This is a genomic window from Geodermatophilus sp. SYSU D00663 (genome assembly GCF_054050655.1).
Genome location: NZ_JBJGZT010000004.1, coordinates 47,243 through 64,669 on the forward strand (window position 1 = coordinate 47,243; position 17,427 = coordinate 64,669).

At 76.5% G+C, this 17,427-nt stretch carries 18 protein-coding genes and 1 pseudogene; 7 read left to right on the forward strand and 12 right to left on the reverse strand.

Features of this window, described 5'->3' with window-relative positions:
• The first annotated feature begins 195 nt into the window (after positions 1-195).
• Positions 196-1,626 carry a hypothetical protein gene (locus tag ACI79Z_RS04535; RefSeq protein WP_456901829.1) on the forward strand — a complete coding sequence of 477 codons (1,431 nt, stop codon included), beginning with the start codon at positions 196-198 and terminating at the stop codon, positions 1,624-1,626.
• Here the strand turns inward: ACI79Z_RS04535 and ACI79Z_RS04540 are convergent.
• From ACI79Z_RS04540 to ACI79Z_RS04565, 6 genes are all read right to left on the reverse strand, one after another.
• Entirely contained in the window at positions 1,541-2,302 is a 762-nt protein-coding gene (locus ACI79Z_RS04540) for a glycosyltransferase (protein ID WP_387988830.1), read from the reverse strand. The genes ACI79Z_RS04535 and ACI79Z_RS04540 overlap by 86 nt on opposite strands.
• On the reverse strand, positions 2,299-3,156 hold the full coding sequence (locus tag ACI79Z_RS04545) for an NAD-dependent epimerase/dehydratase family protein (protein WP_456901830.1): 858 nt from the start codon (positions 3,154-3,156) through the stop codon (positions 2,299-2,301). The genes ACI79Z_RS04540 and ACI79Z_RS04545 overlap by 4 nt, the downstream gene beginning before the upstream one ends.
• Positions 3,153-3,944 carry an aldolase/citrate lyase family protein gene (locus ACI79Z_RS04550; protein WP_456901831.1) on the reverse strand — a complete coding sequence of 264 codons (792 nt, stop codon included), beginning with the start codon at positions 3,942-3,944 and terminating at the stop codon, positions 3,153-3,155. Before ACI79Z_RS04550 ends, ACI79Z_RS04545 begins: the two co-directional genes overlap by 4 nt.
• A gap of 43 nt (positions 3,945-3,987) precedes the next feature.
• Complete coding sequence (locus tag ACI79Z_RS04555) at positions 3,988-5,052, reverse strand: ABC transporter ATP-binding protein (RefSeq protein WP_387988827.1); 1,065 nt, start codon at positions 5,050-5,052, stop codon at positions 3,988-3,990.
• Entirely contained in the window at positions 5,049-6,551 is a 1,503-nt protein-coding gene (locus ACI79Z_RS04560; RefSeq protein ID WP_387988826.1) for an ABC transporter permease, read from the reverse strand. The genes ACI79Z_RS04555 and ACI79Z_RS04560 overlap by 4 nt, the downstream gene beginning before the upstream one ends.
• Positions 6,552-6,643: 92 nt before the next feature.
• Entirely contained in the window at positions 6,644-7,666 is a 1,023-nt protein-coding gene (locus ACI79Z_RS04565; RefSeq protein ID WP_456901832.1) for an iron ABC transporter substrate-binding protein, read from the reverse strand.
• A 172-nt stretch (positions 7,667-7,838) separates the two neighbouring features.
• Here ACI79Z_RS04565 and ACI79Z_RS04570 point away from each other — a divergent pair, with 172 nt between their 5' ends.
• The 3 genes from ACI79Z_RS04570 to ACI79Z_RS04580 are packed head-to-tail and all read left to right on the forward strand — an operon-like array spanning position 7,839 to position 10,199.
• Positions 7,839-8,873, forward strand: a complete 1,035-nt coding sequence (locus ACI79Z_RS04570; protein ID WP_387988824.1) for an ATP-binding cassette domain-containing protein — start codon at positions 7,839-7,841, stop codon at positions 8,871-8,873.
• The gene (locus ACI79Z_RS04575; RefSeq protein WP_456901833.1) at positions 8,870-9,733 is read left to right on the forward strand and encodes an ABC transporter permease; all 864 of its coding nucleotides are present in this window, start codon (positions 8,870-8,872) and stop codon (positions 9,731-9,733) included. The genes ACI79Z_RS04570 and ACI79Z_RS04575 overlap by 4 nt, the downstream gene beginning before the upstream one ends.
• Before the next feature lie 19 nt (positions 9,734-9,752).
• Complete coding sequence (locus ACI79Z_RS04580) at positions 9,753-10,199, forward strand: GNAT family N-acetyltransferase (protein ID WP_387988822.1); 447 nt, start codon at positions 9,753-9,755, stop codon at positions 10,197-10,199.
• Between the two features lie 7 nt (positions 10,200-10,206).
• Here the strand turns inward: ACI79Z_RS04580 and ACI79Z_RS04585 are convergent, their stop codons facing one another.
• Entirely contained in the window at positions 10,207-10,758 is a 552-nt protein-coding gene (locus ACI79Z_RS04585; RefSeq protein WP_456901834.1) for a DM13 domain-containing protein, read from the reverse strand.
• A gap of 81 nt (positions 10,759-10,839) precedes the next feature.
• On the opposite strand from ACI79Z_RS04585, the gene ACI79Z_RS04590 reads away from it, so the two are divergent.
• A complete protein-coding gene (locus ACI79Z_RS04590) occupies positions 10,840-11,223 on the forward strand; it encodes a PaaI family thioesterase (RefSeq protein WP_387988820.1) in 384 nt (127 codons plus the stop codon).
• A gap of 57 nt (positions 11,224-11,280) precedes the next feature.
• Here ACI79Z_RS04590 and ACI79Z_RS04595 read toward each other — a convergent pair whose 3' ends face one another.
• Together ACI79Z_RS04595 and ACI79Z_RS04600 are read right to left on the reverse strand one after the other, a co-directional pair.
• The gene (locus tag ACI79Z_RS04595; RefSeq protein ID WP_456901835.1) at positions 11,281-11,910 is read right to left on the reverse strand and encodes an LppU/SCO3897 family protein; all 630 of its coding nucleotides are present in this window, start codon (positions 11,908-11,910) and stop codon (positions 11,281-11,283) included.
• Between the two features lie 114 nt (positions 11,911-12,024).
• The gene (locus ACI79Z_RS04600; protein ID WP_387988818.1) at positions 12,025-12,276 is read right to left on the reverse strand and encodes a hypothetical protein; all 252 of its coding nucleotides are present in this window, start codon (positions 12,274-12,276) and stop codon (positions 12,025-12,027) included.
• A 120-nt stretch (positions 12,277-12,396) separates the two neighbouring features.
• Between ACI79Z_RS04600 and ACI79Z_RS04605 the strand changes: the two are divergent.
• A pseudogene (locus ACI79Z_RS04605) lies at positions 12,397-12,642 on the forward strand (DUF427 domain-containing protein); the annotation flags it as partial.
• Positions 12,643-12,727: 85 nt separating this feature from the next.
• Here the strand turns inward: ACI79Z_RS04605 and ACI79Z_RS04610 are convergent.
• The 3 genes from ACI79Z_RS04610 to ACI79Z_RS04620 form a co-directional block, all read right to left on the reverse strand.
• A complete protein-coding gene (locus ACI79Z_RS04610; RefSeq protein WP_456901836.1) occupies positions 12,728-13,153 on the reverse strand; it encodes a hypothetical protein in 426 nt (141 codons plus the stop codon).
• Positions 13,154-13,273: 120 nt separating this feature from the next.
• A complete protein-coding gene (locus tag ACI79Z_RS04615) occupies positions 13,274-14,254 on the reverse strand; it encodes a ferritin-like domain-containing protein (RefSeq protein ID WP_387988815.1) in 981 nt (326 codons plus the stop codon).
• Between the two features lie 100 nt (positions 14,255-14,354).
• Positions 14,355-15,086: a TetR/AcrR family transcriptional regulator gene (locus ACI79Z_RS04620; RefSeq protein WP_387988814.1), complete on the reverse strand. Its 732-nt coding sequence runs from the start codon at positions 15,084-15,086 to the stop codon at positions 14,355-14,357.
• A 103-nt stretch (positions 15,087-15,189) separates the two neighbouring features.
• On the opposite strand from ACI79Z_RS04620, the gene ACI79Z_RS04625 reads away from it, so the two are divergent.
• A complete protein-coding gene (locus ACI79Z_RS04625; RefSeq protein ID WP_456901837.1) occupies positions 15,190-17,382 on the forward strand; it encodes an MMPL family transporter in 2,193 nt (730 codons plus the stop codon).
• The last annotated feature ends 45 nt before the right edge of the window (positions 17,383-17,427 follow it).

Consider the following 17,427-nt stretch of genomic DNA (forward strand, 5'->3'; position numbering starts at 1 on the left):
GCCGCCGCCGCACCGCCAGCTCGGGAGCGGTGTCGCGCCGGCCCTGCCGCCGGAAGCGGGCCGCCACCGCCTCGGACGACGGCGCGGGCGCGGGCCCGGGACCGGGCGTCGGGTCGGAGCCGGCCGGGGACACCCCCGCATCCTGCTCCGCGGCACCGACGGTCCGGCGGCGCCGCTCCCCTAGGCTGGCGTCCCGTGCAGACGGCGGTGACGACGGGTGCCCCGCCGCGACCGGACGGCGGCCCCCTCCGCTGGTCCCCCGTCGAGCTGCTCCCACCGGCGGTCCTCGCGCTGCTGTGCGCCGTGCTGCTGGCCCCCGGGCACGGGCTCTGGTTCGACGAGGCGTTCACCGCCGAGGTCGCCCGCCGCCCGCTGGCCGACATCCTGCGCGCGATCGTCACCGGCGAGGGCGTGACCAGCTACCTCGCCGACGTCCCGCCCTCCTACAACGCGCCCTACTACCTCGTCGTGCACGCCTGGGTGTCGCTGCCCGGGGCGGGCGGCGACACGTCGCTGCGGGTGCTCTCCGTGCTGGCCACCGCCGGCGGGCTGGCGCTGGTGACCCGGGCGGTCACCCGGCTGGCCGGGCGGGCGGCCGGCGTGCTGGCCGGCGTGGTGCCCGCCACCGCGCCGCTGCTGCTCGAGCAGGCCGTGGAGGCGCGCAGCTACGGGCTGGCCGTCCTCGCCACCGGCGGGGCGCTGCTGGGCCTGACCCGCTGGCTGCAGACCGGGCGCGGGCTGCTGCTGTTCGGCCTCGCCGGCGCCGGCATGGGCCTCGCGCACTGGTACGCGGTCACGGTGCTGGCGGCGTTCGTCGTCGCGGCGCTGCTGCTCCGCGGGCGGGCGACCGTCCGGGTCGCCGTCGTCGGGACCCTCGCCGCCCTGCCGGTCGCCGGCCTGGTCGGCGTCAACCTGCTCAACGGCACCGGCGCGCGCAACGCCGAGCACCTGCGCGACACCGGCGGCACCCTGGCGGACCTGGCCGTCGAGGCGTGGGCCGGCGGGCGCACGCCGCTTCTCCACCTCACCGTCGGGCTGGCCGTGGTCGGCGCGCTGCGCGGCGCGGGGCTGCGGGTGGTCGGCGTCTGCTGGGTGCTGGTGCCGCTGCTGCTCCTGCTGGCCGCCGAGACGGTCCGGCCGGTCTACCTGCCCCGCTACCTGCTGGCCGGGCTGGTCGGGCTCGGCGTGCTCGCCGCCGCCGGGGTCACCGCCCTCCCCCGGGGCGCGCGGACGCCGGTGGCCGCGGTCCTGGTCGGCCTGTCGCTGGTGGCGAGCGCGCCCCTCGCCACGCGGGAGCCGCGGGAGCGGTCGGACGACGTCGTCGCGCTCCTGCTGCGCGAGCAGCGGGCCGGTGAGCCGGTGGTGGCCGCCGACCAGCGCGCGGCGCTCGGGCTCGACCACTTCGTGCGCACGACGGGCCCGCGGCTGCGCCCCGACGTCGTCCTGCCGCCCGACGACGCCCCCGCCGGCGCCGACCGCGTCTGGCTGGTCCGGCGGCTGATCGACGGCGAACCGGTGCCCACCGACGACGACGCGGTCCTCAGCGACGCCGGGCTGTCGCTGACCCGGACCGAGGACTTCCCGGCGGCGAAGACCGACCTCGTCGTCCAGCTCTGGGAGCGCTGACCCCGCGCGAGGCGGCCCAGGCCAGCGACCGCAGCGACTGCCGCAGCCGCGCGCGGGCGGTCCACGCCGAGGTCCCCACCGGCCGGCGGTCCCGGGCGACCGGCACGCTGGTCAGCGGGGCGCCGGCCAGGCCGGCGGCGAGCACGACGCTGGGCGCGTCCCCGGCCGGCACGGTCGCGACGACGGCGTCGCGCACCGCCGGTCCGAGCGCGAGGAACGCGCCGGCGTCGGGCGGCAGGCCGGTGAGCCGGGCGGCGACCCGCCGGTGCAGCTCGCCGGTCACCCGGCGCACCGGGGACTCGTACCGCCCGCGGCGGCCGGCGAACACCGCGCCGACGTCACCCCGGGCCAGCCGGTCGAGCAGGACCGGCACCGCCTCCGGCGGGTCCTGCAGGTCGGCGTCGAGGCACACCCACACGTCGGCCTCCTCGTCGGCCAGCCCCGCGGCCAGCGCCCGGTGCTGCCCGACGTTGACCTCGAGCGCGGTGACCGCCACCCGCGGGTCGGCCGCCAGCTCGCGCGCGACCGCCAGGCTGCCGTCGGGCGAGGCGTCGACCACCAGGCGCAGCCGCCAGTCCCGCCCGGCCAGCGCCGCGGCCAGCCGCTCCGCCAGCGGCCGCAGCGTCGCCTCGTTGCCGTACACCGGGACGACGACGGCGACGCGGGGACCGCTCACGGCGCCGCCCACGTGCGCGCCAGCCCGTCGGCGAGGTCGACCGTCGGGGTCCAGCCGAGGAGCGTGCGGGCGGCGCGCGGGTCGCACACCCAGTCGGCGGCGTCCCAGTGCCGGCCGGGGTGGGCGCCCGGGGCGGTGGCGATCTGCCGGCCGGTGACCCGCTCGGCGGTCGCGACCAGCTCCGCGACGTCGGTCTGCACGCCGGTGCCGACGTTGACCACGGTGCCCGGAGGGAGGTCGTCGGCCAGCGCGGCCCGCAGGCAGGCGTCGACGACGTCGCCCACCCACACCCAGTCGCGGCGGCTGACCCCGGCCGGCAGCGGCACGGTCGCGCCGGTGCGCGCGGCGGCGAGCACCACCGGCACCAGCCGGGTCGGGTGGTCGCCGGGCCCGTAGACCTGGAAGGCGCGCAGCACCGCCGCCCGCACGCCGCGCTCGGCGGCGGCCGCCTGCAGCAGCAGCGACCCGGCCGCCTTGGTGGCGCCGAAGAAGCCGCGCGGCCGCAGCGGGGCGTCCTCGGCCAGCGGCACCGGTGCGGCCGCGTACTCGGTCGACGAGCCGAGCCGCACGACGGCGCGGCAGTGGTCGGGCAGGGCGTCGACCAGCCACGGGCTCGTGTTCACCGCGACCGTGGCGGCGCGCTCGGCCGGGGTCGCCTTCGCCCGCCCGGCGGCCAGGGAGAAGACGACGTCGGGGGCGGCGGCGCGGACCGCGGCAGCGGCGGCGGCGGGGTCGGCGAGGTCGACGTGGGCGCGGGTCAGCCCGGTGACGTCCCAGCCGTCGGCGCGCAGCCGCGCCACCAGGTGCCGGCCGACGAAGCCGCCGGCGCCGGTGACCAGCGCCCGGCCGTTCACGCGGGGACGGGCACGGGCGCGGCGGCAGCCTCCACGGCGGCCACGAAGGCGTTCCGCCGGTCGGCTGCGGTCGGCGCGTCGGCACGGGTGAGGTCGGCCAGGGAGGCGAGCAGGCGCGGCACCTCCACGAACGGGTCGCGCCCGGCCATGTCCGCGGTGAACGAGCGGCGCAGGAAGGTGAAGCCGGTGCCCAGCCGCACGAGTTCGGCGGCCAGCAGGTCCCCGGGGACCGGGGACCCCCTGCCGGGCAGGGTCAGCCCGCCGACGCCGAAGGGCACCGGGACGGCGGCGCGCACGGCCTCGACGGTGCCGTCGACCAGCGGCCGGAACAGCTCCCGCGACCGCCGGTCGATGCGCAGGTCGTTCAGTCCGACGTAGACCCGCGACAGGGGCCGCCGGGCCAGCTCGGCGACCCGGTCGACGGCGTCCTGCGTCTCGACCAGGATGCCCAGCCCGCAGCGGCCGGCTACCACGTCCAGCGTGCGGTCGACCTCCTCGGGCGTGCGGACCATGGGCAGCAGGACCTCGTCGGCGCCTGCCGCCACCGCGTCGGCCACCTCGCGCGCCGTCCACGGACCCGCGGCGTTGATCCGGCACAGCACCCGCCCGTCGGTCGCCGCGCGCACGCGCTCGAGGTCCGCGAGGGTGTCGGCGTTGATCTGGGTGCCCTCGCCGGCCTGCCGGCGGTGCTTCCCGCGGCGCTCCCAGTCGACGACGAGCCCGGCCGCACCGGCCGCGACGACGTCGCGTCCCCAGGCGGCGTCCACGGTGAAGAGGAACAGGTCCACGCAGTGAGCTTAGGCACACCTAACCCACAGCCGGCGCCCAGGGTCAGGCAGCGGCCGGGGCCCGCGGGACCGGCGGTGGCGCGACCGGAGGCACCGGGAACGGCACCGCCGTCCCCTGCACGGTGACGGTGACCTCCGCGCCGCGCAGCGGCAGGTCCGCGCCCTCGGTGCGCGCGCTCACCCGCCGGCCCGACGGCAGCTCCAGCTCGACGCGCGCGTCGTGCCCGTAGAAGTCGACGTCGCGCACCCGGGCGCCGGGACCGGTCGTCAGCCGCAGCTGCTCGGGACGGAGCAGCACCCGGACCGGGCCGTCCGGGCAGGGCCGGGCCAGCACCAGCTCGCCCAGCTCCGAGGCCACCCGACCCCCCGCGGCGACGCCGTCGAGCACCACGGCCTCGCCGACGAAGGCGGCCACGTCCAGGTCGCGCGGGTCGCGGTAGAGCGTGCGCGGATCGGCCAGCTGGGCGAGCGTCCCGCCGCGCAGGACCGCCACCTGGTCGGCGGTCGACAGCGCCTCCGCCTGGTCGTGCGTGACCAGCACGGCGGTCGCGCCGGTGGCCCGCAGCGCCTCGACGACGGCCCGCCGGGTGTCCTCCCGCAGCGCGGCGTCGAGGGACGAGAACGGCTCGTCGAGCAGGACCAGCGACGGCTCGGGCGCCAGGGCCCGGGCCAGCGCCACCCGCTGCTGCTGGCCGCCGGAGAGCTGGTGCGGCGCGCGGCCGGCGAGCGCGGCGTCGAGGCCGACGAGGGCGAGCAGCCCGGCGATCCGCACCCGGTCGCGGCGCAGCCGGCGGGGCAGGCCGAAGGCGACGTTGCCCGCCACGCTCAGGTGCGGGAACAGCCCGCCCTCCTGGGGCACGAACCCGATGCCGCGCCGGCGGGCGGGCACCGTGCGGCCCGCCCCGGACACCACCCGGCCGCCCAGCTCGACGGTCCCGGCGTCGGGGTCGTCGAAGCCGGCGACGATGCGCAGCAGCGTCGTCTTCCCGCAGCCGGAGGGGCCCAGCAGCGCGGTCGTCGTCCCGGTGGGGACGTGCAGGTCCACCCCGGTGAGCACGGGGGTGCGGCCGTAGGACTTCGCCAGGCCGGTGACGGTCAGCGCGCTCATGTGGTCAGACCTCGTCGGACGTCTCGGGAGAGCAGCACCGTGGCCGGTGCCGAGAGCAGGACCATGACGACGGCGTAGGGAGCGGCGGCGCCGTACTCCAGGGCGCTGCTGGCCGACCAGAACGCCGTCGCGAGGGTCCGGGTGCCGGTGGGGGCGAGCAGCAGGGTGGCGGTGAGCTCGGTGACCACCGCGAGGAACACCAGCGCCGCACCCGCGCCGATCCCCGGGGCCAGCAGCGGGAGGGTCACGCGCCAGAGCCGGGCCGGTGCGGAGGCGCCGAGGGAGGCCGCGACGTCGTCGTGCACCGGCGGCGACTGCTCCACCGCCGCGCGCACCGTGACGATCGCCCGGGGCAGGAAGAGGATCGCGTAGGCGGCCAGCAGCACCGGGACGGTCTGGTAGAGCGCCGGCACCACCCGGATGCTCACCGTGACCAGCGCCAGCGCGACGACGATCGCCGGCACGGCGCTGCCCAGGTAGGTGGTGCGCTCGAGCACGGTGGCGAGCGGCCCGCGGCGGCGCACGGCGAGCCAGCCGGTCGACAGGGCCAGTGCGGTGGTGACGGCCGCGGCCGCGGCGGCCAGCGCGAGCGTCGTCCCGGTGGTGGTGGCCAGGGCCGCCCAGTCGATCCGCGCCGAGGCGCCGGTGAGGAACCAGGACGCGAGCGCGGCGACCGGGACGACCAGCGAGAGGCCCACCAGCGCTGCGAGGGCCAGCAGCACCGGCCCGGTGAGCAGCCCGAGCCGGACCGGGCGCGGCCGGCGGGCGGCGCCGGCCCCGGTGCGGGCGTAGCCGCGGGCGCCGCGCAGCCGGATCTCGGCCACCAGCAGCACCAGGCACAGCAGCACGAGGACGCCCGCGAGCATGGTGGCGGCCGGCCCGTTGAAGGTGGCGCGGTACTGGTCGTAGACCGCCGTCGTGAAGGTCGGGTAGCGCAGCATCGCCAGGGCGCCGAACTCGGCCAGCACGTGCAGGGCGACCAGCAGCGCCCCGCCGAGCACCGCCACCCGCAGCTGGGGCAGCTGCACCCGCCGGAACACCGCCCAGCCCGACAGGCCCAGGCCCCGCGCGGTCTCCTCGAGCGCCGGATCGGTGCCGCGGAGGGCGGCGACCGCGGGCAGGTACACGAACGGGAAGTAGGCCAGTGAGACGACCAGCAGCGCGCCGCCGTACGTGTCCAGCCCGGGCAGCAGGGAGATCCACGCCGAGCCGGTGACGAACGCGGGCAGGGCCAGCGGCGCGACCATCAGCACGTGCCACACCCGGCGGCCGGGCAGCGCGGTGCGCTCGACCAGCCAGGCCGCGCCCACGCCGAGCACGACGCACACCGCGACCGAGCCGGCGACCAGCCGGACGGTGTTGCCCAGCAGCTCGGCGACCCGCGGCCGGAGGACCAGCTCCGCCACGCCGCCCCACCCGACCTCGGCGACGGCGACCGCGATGTGCACGAGGGGCAGCAGCGCGAGCGCCGCCACGGCCACGGCCAGCGCCACCGTCACCGGCGCGCGCCGGGCCCGGGACGCGCGCCGGCCCCGCGACGCCGGCGGGGCGGGCGCAGCGGGGCGCGGACGGGCGGGGACCGGGGAGGCGCTCAGAGCAGGCCCACCTCCTGCATGAGCTCGGTGACCCGCTCCTGGTCCAGCGAGCCGGGGTCGACCGCCGGCGCGCCGAGGGTGTCCAGGGGCGGCAGCGCCTCGGCGGAGGCGACCCCGGTGCCGACCGCGTACTCCAGGGCGGTGCTCTCGGCCAGCCGCTCCTGCGCCTCCCGGCCGGTCAGCCAGGCGACCAGCCGCTGGGCGTCGTCGGGCTGGTCCGACGAGGCGAGGACGCCGGCCCCGGAGACGCTGAGGAAGGCGCCCGGGTCCTGGTTCCCGAAGAGGTGCAGCCGGGCGTCGTCACCCTTCAGACCGCCCTCGGCCTGGTCGCGGTACCAGTAGTAGTGGTACATGACGCCGGCGTCGATCTCGCCCTCGTCGGCGGCCACCATCACGGCGGTGTTGCTCTGGTAGACGCCGGCGTTGCGCTCGAGCCCCTCCAGCCACGCCCGGGTGGCGTCCTCGCCGCGCAGCGCCAGCACCGCGGCGACGATCGCCTGGAAGTCCGCACCCCCGGCCGCGATGCCGATGCGGCCCTCCCACGCCGGGTCGGCCAGGTCCAGGATCGACGCCGGCAGCTGATCCTCCGGCAGCGCGGTGGGGTCGTACACCAGCACCGTCGAGCGGGCGGCGAAGCCGGTCCAGGTCCCCGACGACGGGCGGAACTGCGCACCGACCTGGTCCAGGGTCCCCTGCTCGAGCGGCGCGAGCAGGCCCTCGCGGTCGAGGACGGCGATCGACGGGCTGTTCTCGGTGAGGAAGACGTCGGCGGGCGAGGCGTCGCCCTCCTGCACGATCTGGTTGGCCAGCTCCGCGTCGTTGCCGTCGCGGAACTCCACCTCGATGCCCGTCTCCTCGGTGAAGCCCTCGAGCATCGTGCGCACCAGGCTCTCGTGCTGGGCGCTGTACACCGTGAGGGTCTCCGCGTCCGACGCCTCGGCGCTCCCGCAGGCGGCCAGCGCGCCGGACAGGCAGACGGCGGTCAGGACGGCGGCGGTCGCCCGCCCGGGCGTGGTCACGGGTCCTCCAGGAAGACGTGCACGGCTGGGATCGACAGCCAGGGTAGGCACACCTAACCAGATGCGCTGACGGGCAGGGGGACCGATGAGTCCCTCCTCCCTCCCCGGTCGGAAGCGTCAGACCCGCGCGGGACCGTGCGGGCACCCGACTCGGGAGCAGGGGGTGGGGCACGTGACCGCGTACGTCGGTGATGCGGCGCCGGTCGGTGGGCGGGCGCCCGGGAGCGACGGGGTCCCGGCGATCGAGGCCGTGGGCCTGGTCAAGCGCTTCGGCACCACGACGGCGGTCGCCGGGGTCGACCTGCTGATCCCGCGGGGCGGCGTGCACGGCTTCCTCGGCCCCAACGGGGCCGGCAAGACGACGACGATCCGCATGCTGGCCACCCTGCTCCCGCCCGACGGCGGCACCGCCCGGGTGTTCGGCCACGACGTCGTCACCGACGCCGACGCCGTCCGCGGGCGGGTGAGCCTGACCGGCCAGTTCGCCTCCCTGGACGAGGTGCTCAGCGGCGCGGAGAACCTGCTGCTGCTCGCCCGGCTGCTCGGCTACTCGCGGGCCGCCGCCCGCCAGCGCACCGACCAGCTGCTGTCGGCGTTCGGCCTCACCGAGGCCGCGGGCAAGCAGGTGAAGAACTACTCCGGCGGCATGCGGCGGCGGATCGACATCGCCGCGAGCATCGTCGTCCGGCCGGACCTGATCTTCCTCGACGAGCCGACCACCGGCCTGGACCCGCGCAGCCGCAACCAGGTGTGGGACGTCGTGCGGGCACTGGTCCGCGGCGGGACGACGGTGCTGCTGACCACCCAGTACCTCGACGAGGCCGACCAGCTCGCCGACCGCATCTCCGTCATCGACGCCGGCCGCGTCATCGCCGAGGGCACGCCGGGTGAGCTGAAAGCGTCGGTGGGGTCGGGCACGCTGCACGTGCGGGTCGGCGACCCGGCCCGCCGGGGCGCGGCCCGCGAGCTGCTCGAGCGGGTGCTGGCCGTGCCGGTGACCGAGGACGGCGACCCGGCGGCCCTCACCGCCGCCGTGCCCGACGCCGGGCCGGCCGCCCGGGCGCTCACCGAGCTGGAGGCCGCCGGCATCCCGCTGGCCCAGTTCGCCCTCGGGCAGCCGAGCCTCGACGAGGTCTTCCTCGCCCTCACCGGCCGGCCCGCCGAGACCGCCGCTCCGTCCGCCCCCGACCCGGAGGACCCGCGATGACCACCCTCGACAGCCCGTCGGCGGCGACTGCCTCCGCCGAGGTCACGGCCCCGGACACCGACGCGGTCCTCGCCGCCCTCGGCTCCGCGGAGCGCCCGCGGCCGCAGGGCCCGCTGGCGGCGTCGGCGACCTTCGGCCGGCGCACCCTGCTGCGGATCAAGTACGTCCCGGAGCAGCTGTTCGACGTCACCGTCTTCCCGGTGATGCTCACGCTGATCTTCACGTACCTGTTCGGCGGCGCCCTGGCCGGCTCGGTCGACCGCTACCTGCAGTTCTTCCTGCCCGGGATCCTCGTGCAGAGCATCCTCATGATCACGATGTACACCGGGGTGGCGCTCAACACCGACATCGAGAAGGGCGTCTTCGACCGCATCCGCTCGCTGCCGGTCTGGCGGCCCAGCGCGCTGGTCGGCGCGCTGCTCGGCGACGTCGTCCGGTTCACCCTGGCCTCGGCGGTGGTCGTCGGCCTGGGCCTCGCGCTCGGGTTCCGGCCGCAGGGCGGGCCGGGCGGGGTGCTGGCGGCCGTGGCGCTGCTGCTGGTCTTCGCCTTCGCGCTCGGCTGGATCTGGACCTACCTGGCGCTGGTCGTGCGCACGCCGAACGCGGTCATGGGCTGGAGCATGCTGGTCATCACGCCGCTGACGTTCGGCAGCAACATCTTCGTCGACCCCGCCACGATGCCCGGCTGGCTGCAGGCCGTCGTCGAGGTCAACCCGGTCAGCCACCTGGTCAGCGCGGTGCGCGGGCTGGTGCACGGCGAGGTCGCCGGCTCCGACGTCGTCCTCGTGCTGGTGTGGGCGGCCGCGCTGGTCGCCGTCCTCGGCCCGCTGACGATGCGCCGCTACCGCACCCGAAACTGACGTCGGCTACAACGGGAGGGTGCCCGACTCGCAGCCGATCCTCCGCACCGCACCCTTCGCCGAGCTCACCCCGTTCGAGGTGTACGCCCTCTGCCGGTTGCGGGTCGACGTCTTCGTCGTCGAGCAGGAGTGCCCGTACCCCGAGCTCGACGGCCGGGACACCGAGCCGGCCACGCGCCACCTGTGGTTCGAGGAGGACGGCGAGGTGCTGGCCACGATCCGCGTCCTCGACGACGGCGCGAGCCGGGCGATCGGCCGGGTCGCCACCGCCGCCTCCGCGCGCGGGCGAGGACTGGCCGCGCGGCTGATCGAGGCCGGGATCGAGCTGTGCGCGGGCGCCCCGATCACGCTGGGCGCGCAGGCGCACCTGCAGGGCTGGTACGAGCGCTTCGGCTTCCGGCTCAGCGGGCCCGGCTACGTCGAGGACGGCATCCCGCACGTGCCGATGCGCCGCGAGCCGGCCTGACCCGCGCTCAGACCGCCGTCGCCGGTGCCAGGTCGGCGGCACCGAACGCGGCGTCGAACCGGTCGCACCAGATGACGACGCTCGTCCAGCCGGTCGCGTCGACCCCCGCGGGCACGGCGTAGTTCTGGTCGCCGACGTTGCCCTTGAGCGGCCCCAGGTCGACGAACTCCGCGTCGAAGGCGGTCTCCTCGCCGGTGGCCGGGTTCTGCGACAGGTACACGTACAGCGCCGGGCCGTTGGAGGTCTCGAAGCCCTCCAGCCGGACGACGACCTGCCCGTCGGGGAGCCGCACCACCCGCGCGGTGCCGACGGTCTCGTGCTCGCGGGAGACGAACGTGCCGGTGGCGAGGTCGACCGGCCCGGGCGGCGCCACGGTGACGACCGCTCCCCCGCCGCCGGTCCCCGGGGTCTCCGCCGCGGCCGCCGACGGCAGGCTCTCGTCCACCCGGTCGTCGTAGAAGAGCTTCTGCGGCTGGAACCAGACGAGCGTGACGGCGGCCAGCGCCACCACCACGACCGCCGCCGCCAGCCAGATCCAGGTCCTCCGCCGCGCTGCCACGGCGGCGGACCCTAGCCGCGGCCCCGCCGACCGTGGGGCTCCGCGGGCGTGGCTGCCCGGTGAGCGGGTACCGCGCGCCCCATGGCAGACGACGGGACCCCCGGCGGGTTCGCCGGACGGCTCGGTGCGACGGTGGAGGACGCCGGCGACGGCGCCGCGACGCTGGCGTTCGAGGTCCGCGACGAGCACCTGAACCCGGCGGGCACGCTGCACGGCGGCGTCGTCGCGACGCTGGTGGACACGGTGATGGGCCAGGCGGTGCGCAGCACCACCGGCGACGGCGAGGTGCCCGCGACCAGTCAGCTCACCGTCACCTACCTGCGCCCGGGCAGGCCCGGCCCGCTCGAGGTCCGCGGCCGGGTGCGCACGCGCGGCGAGCACCTGACCATCTGCGAGGCCGACGTCGAGCAGGAGGGCAGGGCGCTGGCGCACGCCGTCGCGACGTTCGCGCTGCTCGAGCGCTGAGAACGCACGAGCGCCCCGCCGGCCGGGCCGGCGGGGCGCTCGCGTGGGGAGCTCGGATCAGGCGACGGGCTCGAGGCAGTAGACCGTGCCCTCGTCGCCGGTGTTGCCGTACCAGAGCGCCTCGGTGGCCGAGGCGAAGTCGATGCAGGTGTCGGGGTCGGCGAGGTACTCGCTCTCCGTCTGCTCCTCCTCCTCGACGCCGACCACCCGGAGCTCGGCCGCCGGGTCGTCGCAGTCGACGACGTCGACCTCCGACGAGCCGGTGGACTGGACGCAGTCGCCGACCTCGGGGGCGCCGAAGTCGACGAAGCGGAACGCGGCGATGCCGCCCGCGACGGCGACCGCGGCGACGACGCTGCCGATCCTCCTGCCCTTGCCCGGCTTCCCGGCCGGCACCGGGCCGCCGGAGGGACCCGGCTGACCGGGCCGGCCGGGACCGAACTGCCCCGGGACGCCGGGCTGGCCGAACGCGGGCTGACCGGGCTGGGCCTGACCGAACGGCGGCTGGCCGGGCTGGCCGTACGGCGGCTGGCCGGTCTGGGGCTGCCCCCACGCGCCGGGCTGCGGCGGACCGCCGGCGGGCGGCTGCCAACCCCCCGGCTGCGGGGCGCCCTGCGGCGGGACGGGCCGGCCGGGCTGCGGGCCCCCTGCCGGCGGCGGGGTGCCGGGCTGTCCCGGGTTCGTCATCACGTGCTCCTCGGTGCTCCGACCGGCGCCGGGGTGGCACGCGGTCCGACGGGCACCCTCACACACGGCGAACGCGCTGGTCAGGAGGACGCGCCGCGGCATCCCCCGCGCGGGTCAGGTCGCGACCGGGGCAGGGACGGGGTCCTCGAGCACGACGCTGACGCTCGCGGGGGCGCCGGACGGGTCGTCCTCGTACACCTCGTCGTCGTCCCCGGTGCCGCACTGGCTGACCAGCAGGATGAAGGCGAACACCAGCACGATCAGGCCGAGGAAGGTCCCGAAGAACATCGCCCGGCCGCGCTTGGGCCGCGGCTGCATGCCCCGCCGCGCGTCGTCGGGGTCGGGCGGACGGGCGGCCTGGGACATGGGCGGGCTCCTCGTGCAGGACGGACGGGGCGGCGTGTGCTGCGCCCTCTCTCCCCACACATGCCCAGCCCGCCCGCCGGTACGCCTGCGGGACGCGGCGGCGGGCGGCACGATCGCGGCATGACCACAGCCACGTGGAACGGGACCGTCGTCGCGGAGTCCGACGACGTCGTCGTCGTCGAGGGCAACGCCTACTTCCCGCGCGAGTCGGTCCGCGAGGACGTGCTGCGCCCGTCGGCGACGCACACCACCTGCCCGTGGAAGGGCCGGGCCTCCTACTTCTCCCTCGAGGTCGACGGGCGGACCAACCCCGACGCGGCCTGGTACTACCCCGAGCCGGAGGACGCGGCGGGGGATATCACGGGCCGGGTGGCATTGGGGGGGGGCGTCGAGGGCCGCGGACCCGCCGAGGGCCCGCCCGCCGCGGCGGCCGGGCCCTCGCGGCGGTCGATCAGGCGCCGGGGCGTCCGCCGGCGAGCTCGCGGGCGGAGGCGGCCTCGTCGGGCGCGAGGTCGGCGCTGCGCTCCTGGCGCTCGATGGCCCGGTGGTAGGCCTCCCAGGCCTGGTCCGGGGTGACGCCCAGTGCCGCGGCGATCTGCTCCCAGCTCGCCCCGCCGCGCAGCGCGGCGCGGAAGCCGATCAGCTGGCTGTCGTAGGCCTTGCGGGCGATGACCTCGCCGAGCGCGAGGATCTCCAGGGACTCCGGCACGTCGAGGGAGGTCTGCTCGCTCAGCAGCGAGGCCCAGTCGTCGTCGTTCCGGTCACGGACGGTGTTGAGAGTCGTCGCCCCGGAGTCCCGCCGGCTGAGGAAGTCGAGGCGGGTGGCGGCCGTCTGGAGCGAGAACTCCTGCTCCAGGGCCTCGGGAGTGATCTGCATGCCCCCACCTTCCCCGAGGAACCGGACGGTCGCGACCGGCTGCGACGCGGATCTCCCCCGGTCAGCGGAGGGCCCGCACCCAGGGTGGGTGCGGGCCCTCCGGAGCGTGTCAGCCCGGCGTCACTCGTCCTCGACGCCCACGGCCTCCTTGGCCACCGCGGCCAGCGCCACCTGCGCGGCGCTGATCACGTCCGACCGGTTCTTGTGCGTCTCCTCGTACCGGATGAGCACGTTGATCTGGCGCGGGTCGCGCAGGGCCTTGGCGGCCTCGGCGGCGTCCGGGGTCGACAGCGAGTCGAAGCCCTTGACGGGCAGCTCGTCGGCGGAGACGTCGCCGAGCTCCTCGCGGGCGGCCCGGGCGGCGTCGGCGGCCTCGCGGTTGCCCTCGCGGTCGGCGACCCGCTCGGCCCGGCGCAGCGCGGCGCTCCGGCCGGCCCCCAGGGTCTCGCGGACGGCGCCCGCGAAGCCGCTGGCCTTGCTGGCGGCCTGCCCGATCTCCTCGCCGACCTTCTGCCGCCGCTGCTCGGCGGTGTCCAGGGCCTCGTTCACCCGGCTGGCGACGAAGCGGTACGGGGCGACGACGGCCCGGCTCGCGGCGCCGGCGACCTGCTGGAAGGGCGTGGGCCGCAGCGCGGCGGGCCCGCCCAGCGCCTCCTCGGCCAGCACGACGCGCAGCCAGTCGACGGTCGCCTCGTGGGCGGTGACCAGGCCCTCGGCGAGCCGCACGACCTTCTCGAGGCCGGCCTTCTGGCCGAGCACCTTGAGGTACAGGGCGCGGTCGAGCAGCTGGTGCTCGAGCACGAGGTCCTGCAGCAGCGCCTCCTCGATGGGCGCGGCCTGCTCGAAGGTGGCCTTGAGGACGGCGCCCAGCCGGCCGAGGCTCGGGGTCACGACGTCCGGCACGCCACCGAGCTCGCGCAGCTCGGCGGTGATCAGGCGGGTCCGCTCGGCGGCGTTGTCGGCGTTCTGGGTCAGCTCGCGGCGGACGGCGTCGGTCCGGGCCTGCAGCACCCGGGTGCGGGCGATCTGCTCCTCGGTCTGGCTGAGCAGGACGAGCGCGCGGAGCTGGTTGACGATCTTGGCGTTGTCGTTGTCGGTCACGGCGGGGACTCCAGTGATCGGGGACGGCCTGACGCCCTCTTCCTGCCCCGTCACCGGACACTGCTAACAACAGCAAGCGGATTGCTAGCAGTGAGGCACGTCACGTCCCCGGCGGCACCCAGTCGGCCGAGATGCCCAGCTGCTCCCCGATCGCCCGCATCTCCGCCTCGAACAGCGGCGCGGCGTCGACCAGGGCGAACCTCAGGTGCCCGAAGACCTCCATGCAGACCAGTCCGTACAGGCGCACCCAGCAGGAGAGGAAGACCGCCATCACGCCCAGCGGGAGCTCGACCGGGAACGTGGCGCACCAGGTGCGCAGCTGGTCCCGGAAGTCGGGCTCGAGGTCGGCGTCGGCCGGGACCGGGAACGGCCGCTGGAGGTACACGGCCGCCAGGAGGGCGGCGAAGATCCCCCCGAAGCGGCGGCCGGCGACCGCGGCCGGCCCGTCGCCGGTCTCGTCGGGGACGACGCCGTCGGCCGCGGAGCCGAAGAGCAGCCCGAACTCGGGCGGGTGGCCGACCGCCCACGCACGGAAGGCGCGTGAGGTGACCAGCAGCTGCGCGCCGGGCCGGGGCGGGGCGACGGCGTCGCGCGCGGCCTCGAGGTGGTCGCACAGCTCGTCGTAGAGGTCGGCCACCACCTGCTCGACGAGCTCCTCGCGGCTGGCGTAGTAGCGGTACAGCGCGGGCGCGGTGAGCCCGACCTCGCGCGCGATCGCCCGCAGCGCCAGCCCGTCGGGCCCGTGCTCGACCAGCACGCGGCGGGCCGCGCTCCGGATGTCACGCAGCGTCTCGGCGCGCAGCCGCTCGCGCCTGCCTCCCGGCTCCGCCACGGCCGACCACCTCCCGGGGTTGACGTCAGTGAACGGTGTATGCAGAGTTATCGCCGTTCGCTAACAGTGTTCACCCAGCCTACCGGGAGAGGGAGGGGCTGCCGTGTTCGAGGCCCTCGGACGAGTGGTGTACCGACGGCGACGGTGGGTGCTGGCGCTCAGCGCCGTCGCCGTCGTCGTCGCGGGCGTGTGGGGCACGGGCGTCTTCGGCCGGCTGACCGGCGGCGGCTTCGAGGACCCGGGCAGCGAGAGCGCCCGGGCCGCCGCGCTGGCGGTCCGCGAGCTCGGCCGCGACGCCTCCGACGTCGTCGTCCTGTACCGCAGCGACGACCTGACCGTCGACGACCCCGCCTTCCGGGATGCGGTCGCCACGTCCCTGACCGGGCTCCCCGACGGCGTGGTCGAGCGGGCCACGACCTGGTTCGACACCGGCGCCGCGCCGCTGGTGAGCGAGGACCGCCGCTCCACCTACGCCGTGCTGCAACTGGCCGGGGACGCCGACGCGCGCACCGCGGCCGTCGACGTGGTCGAGGACCGGCTGTCCGCGCCCGGCCTGGAGACGTCGATCGGCGGCGCCACCACGGTGGAGCGCGACATCAACGAGCGGGTCAGCGCCGACATCGCCCGCGCCGAGGCGATCTCGCTGCCGGTGCTGGCGGTGCTGCTCGTCGTCGTGTTCGGCAGCCTGGCCGCCGCGAGCCTGCCGCTGGCCATCGGCGTCACCGCGATCCTCGGGGCGTTCACCGCGCTGCGGGTGGTCAGCCTGTTCACCGAGGTGTCGGTGTTCGCGGTCAACATCGTGACGATCCTCGGCCTGGGGCTGGCCATCGACTACGGCCTGTTCGTCGTCAGCCGGTTCCGCGAGGAGGTGCGCCGGCAGGCCACCGTCGAGGACGCGCTGGCGCGCACGATGGCGACGGCGGGCCGCACGGTCGCCGTCTCCGGGATCACCGTGGCGCTGTCGCTGGCCGGGCTGGTGGTGTTCCCGCAGGTGTTCCTCCGCTCGATGGGCTTCGGCGGGGTGAGCGCGGTGCTGGTCGCGATGCTCGCCGCGCTGACCCTGCTGCCCGCGCTGCTGGCGGTGCTCGGGACGCGGGTGGACGCGCTGTCGGTGCCGTGGCGCCGGCGGGCGCGGCACGCTGTGTCCGGCCGCGGCGCGTGGGAGCGCATCGCGCGCGGCGTCATGCGCCGGCCGGTGGTGGTGACCGTCGCCGTCGTCGGGCTGCTGCTGGTGCTGGCGCTGCCGTTCCTGCGGGTGCAGTTCGGCGCGATCGACGTCCGCGCGCTGCCCGCCGGCACGGAGAGCCGGGTGGTGGCCGAGACGATCGACCGCGACTTCCCACCGGCGCCGTCGGGCCCGGTGACCGCCGTGGTCGGCCTGCCCGACCCGGTCGACTCCCCCGCCGGCGCCGCCGCGCTCGAGGCCTACGTGGCTGACGTCGCCGCGCTGCCGGAGGTGGACGGCGCGACGGTGACCGGCGCGGCCGGCACGACCGCGCGGGTGGCGGTGGCCTACGACGGCGACCCGGTCGACGCCGGCGCCCGCGCGCTGGTCGCCGACGTCCGCGACGTGCCCGCCCCGCCGGGTGGCGAGGTGCTCGTCGGCGGCGAGAGCGCGGTGATGACCGACCTGCTGGACAGCCTCGGGTCGCTGCTGCCGTGGATGGCGCTGATCGTCGTCTCGACGACGTTCGTGCTGCTGTTCCTGGCCTTCGGGTCGGTGGTGCTGCCGGTCAAGGCGGTGCTGGTGAACGTGCTGTCGCTGGGCGCCTCGTTCGGCGCGCTGGTGTGGGTCTTCCAGGACGGCAACCTGTCCGGCGTCCTGGGCTTCACGCCGACCGGGTTCATCGAGGCGACCCAGCCGATCCTGGTGCTGGCCATCGTGTTCGGGCTGTCGATGGACTACGAGGTCTTCCTCATGTCCCGGATCCGCGAGCAGTACGACCTGACCGGCGACAACACCGCCGCCGTCGCCACCGGGCTGCAGCGCACCGGCGGGATCATCACCAGCGCGGCGCTGCTGCTGCTCGTGGTGATCGGGGCGTTCTCCACCTCGGGGATCACCTTCATCAAGATGATCGGCGTCGCGATGGCGATCGCGATCGTGCTGGACGCGACCGTCGTCCGGACCCTGCTGGTGCCGGCGACGATGCGGCTGCTGGGGCGGGCCAACTGGTGGGCGCCGGGGCCGCTGGGCCGGCTCTACGCCCGGTACGGCATCCGCGAGTCCGACGGCGGGGACCCGGGCGCCCCGGTGTCGCCGCCGCGGGTGCCGGAGCCGGCCGGCGTCGGGTGAAGTGGGGGTCGCACCGGCTCCGCGGGACCGCCGCGGAGCCGGTGC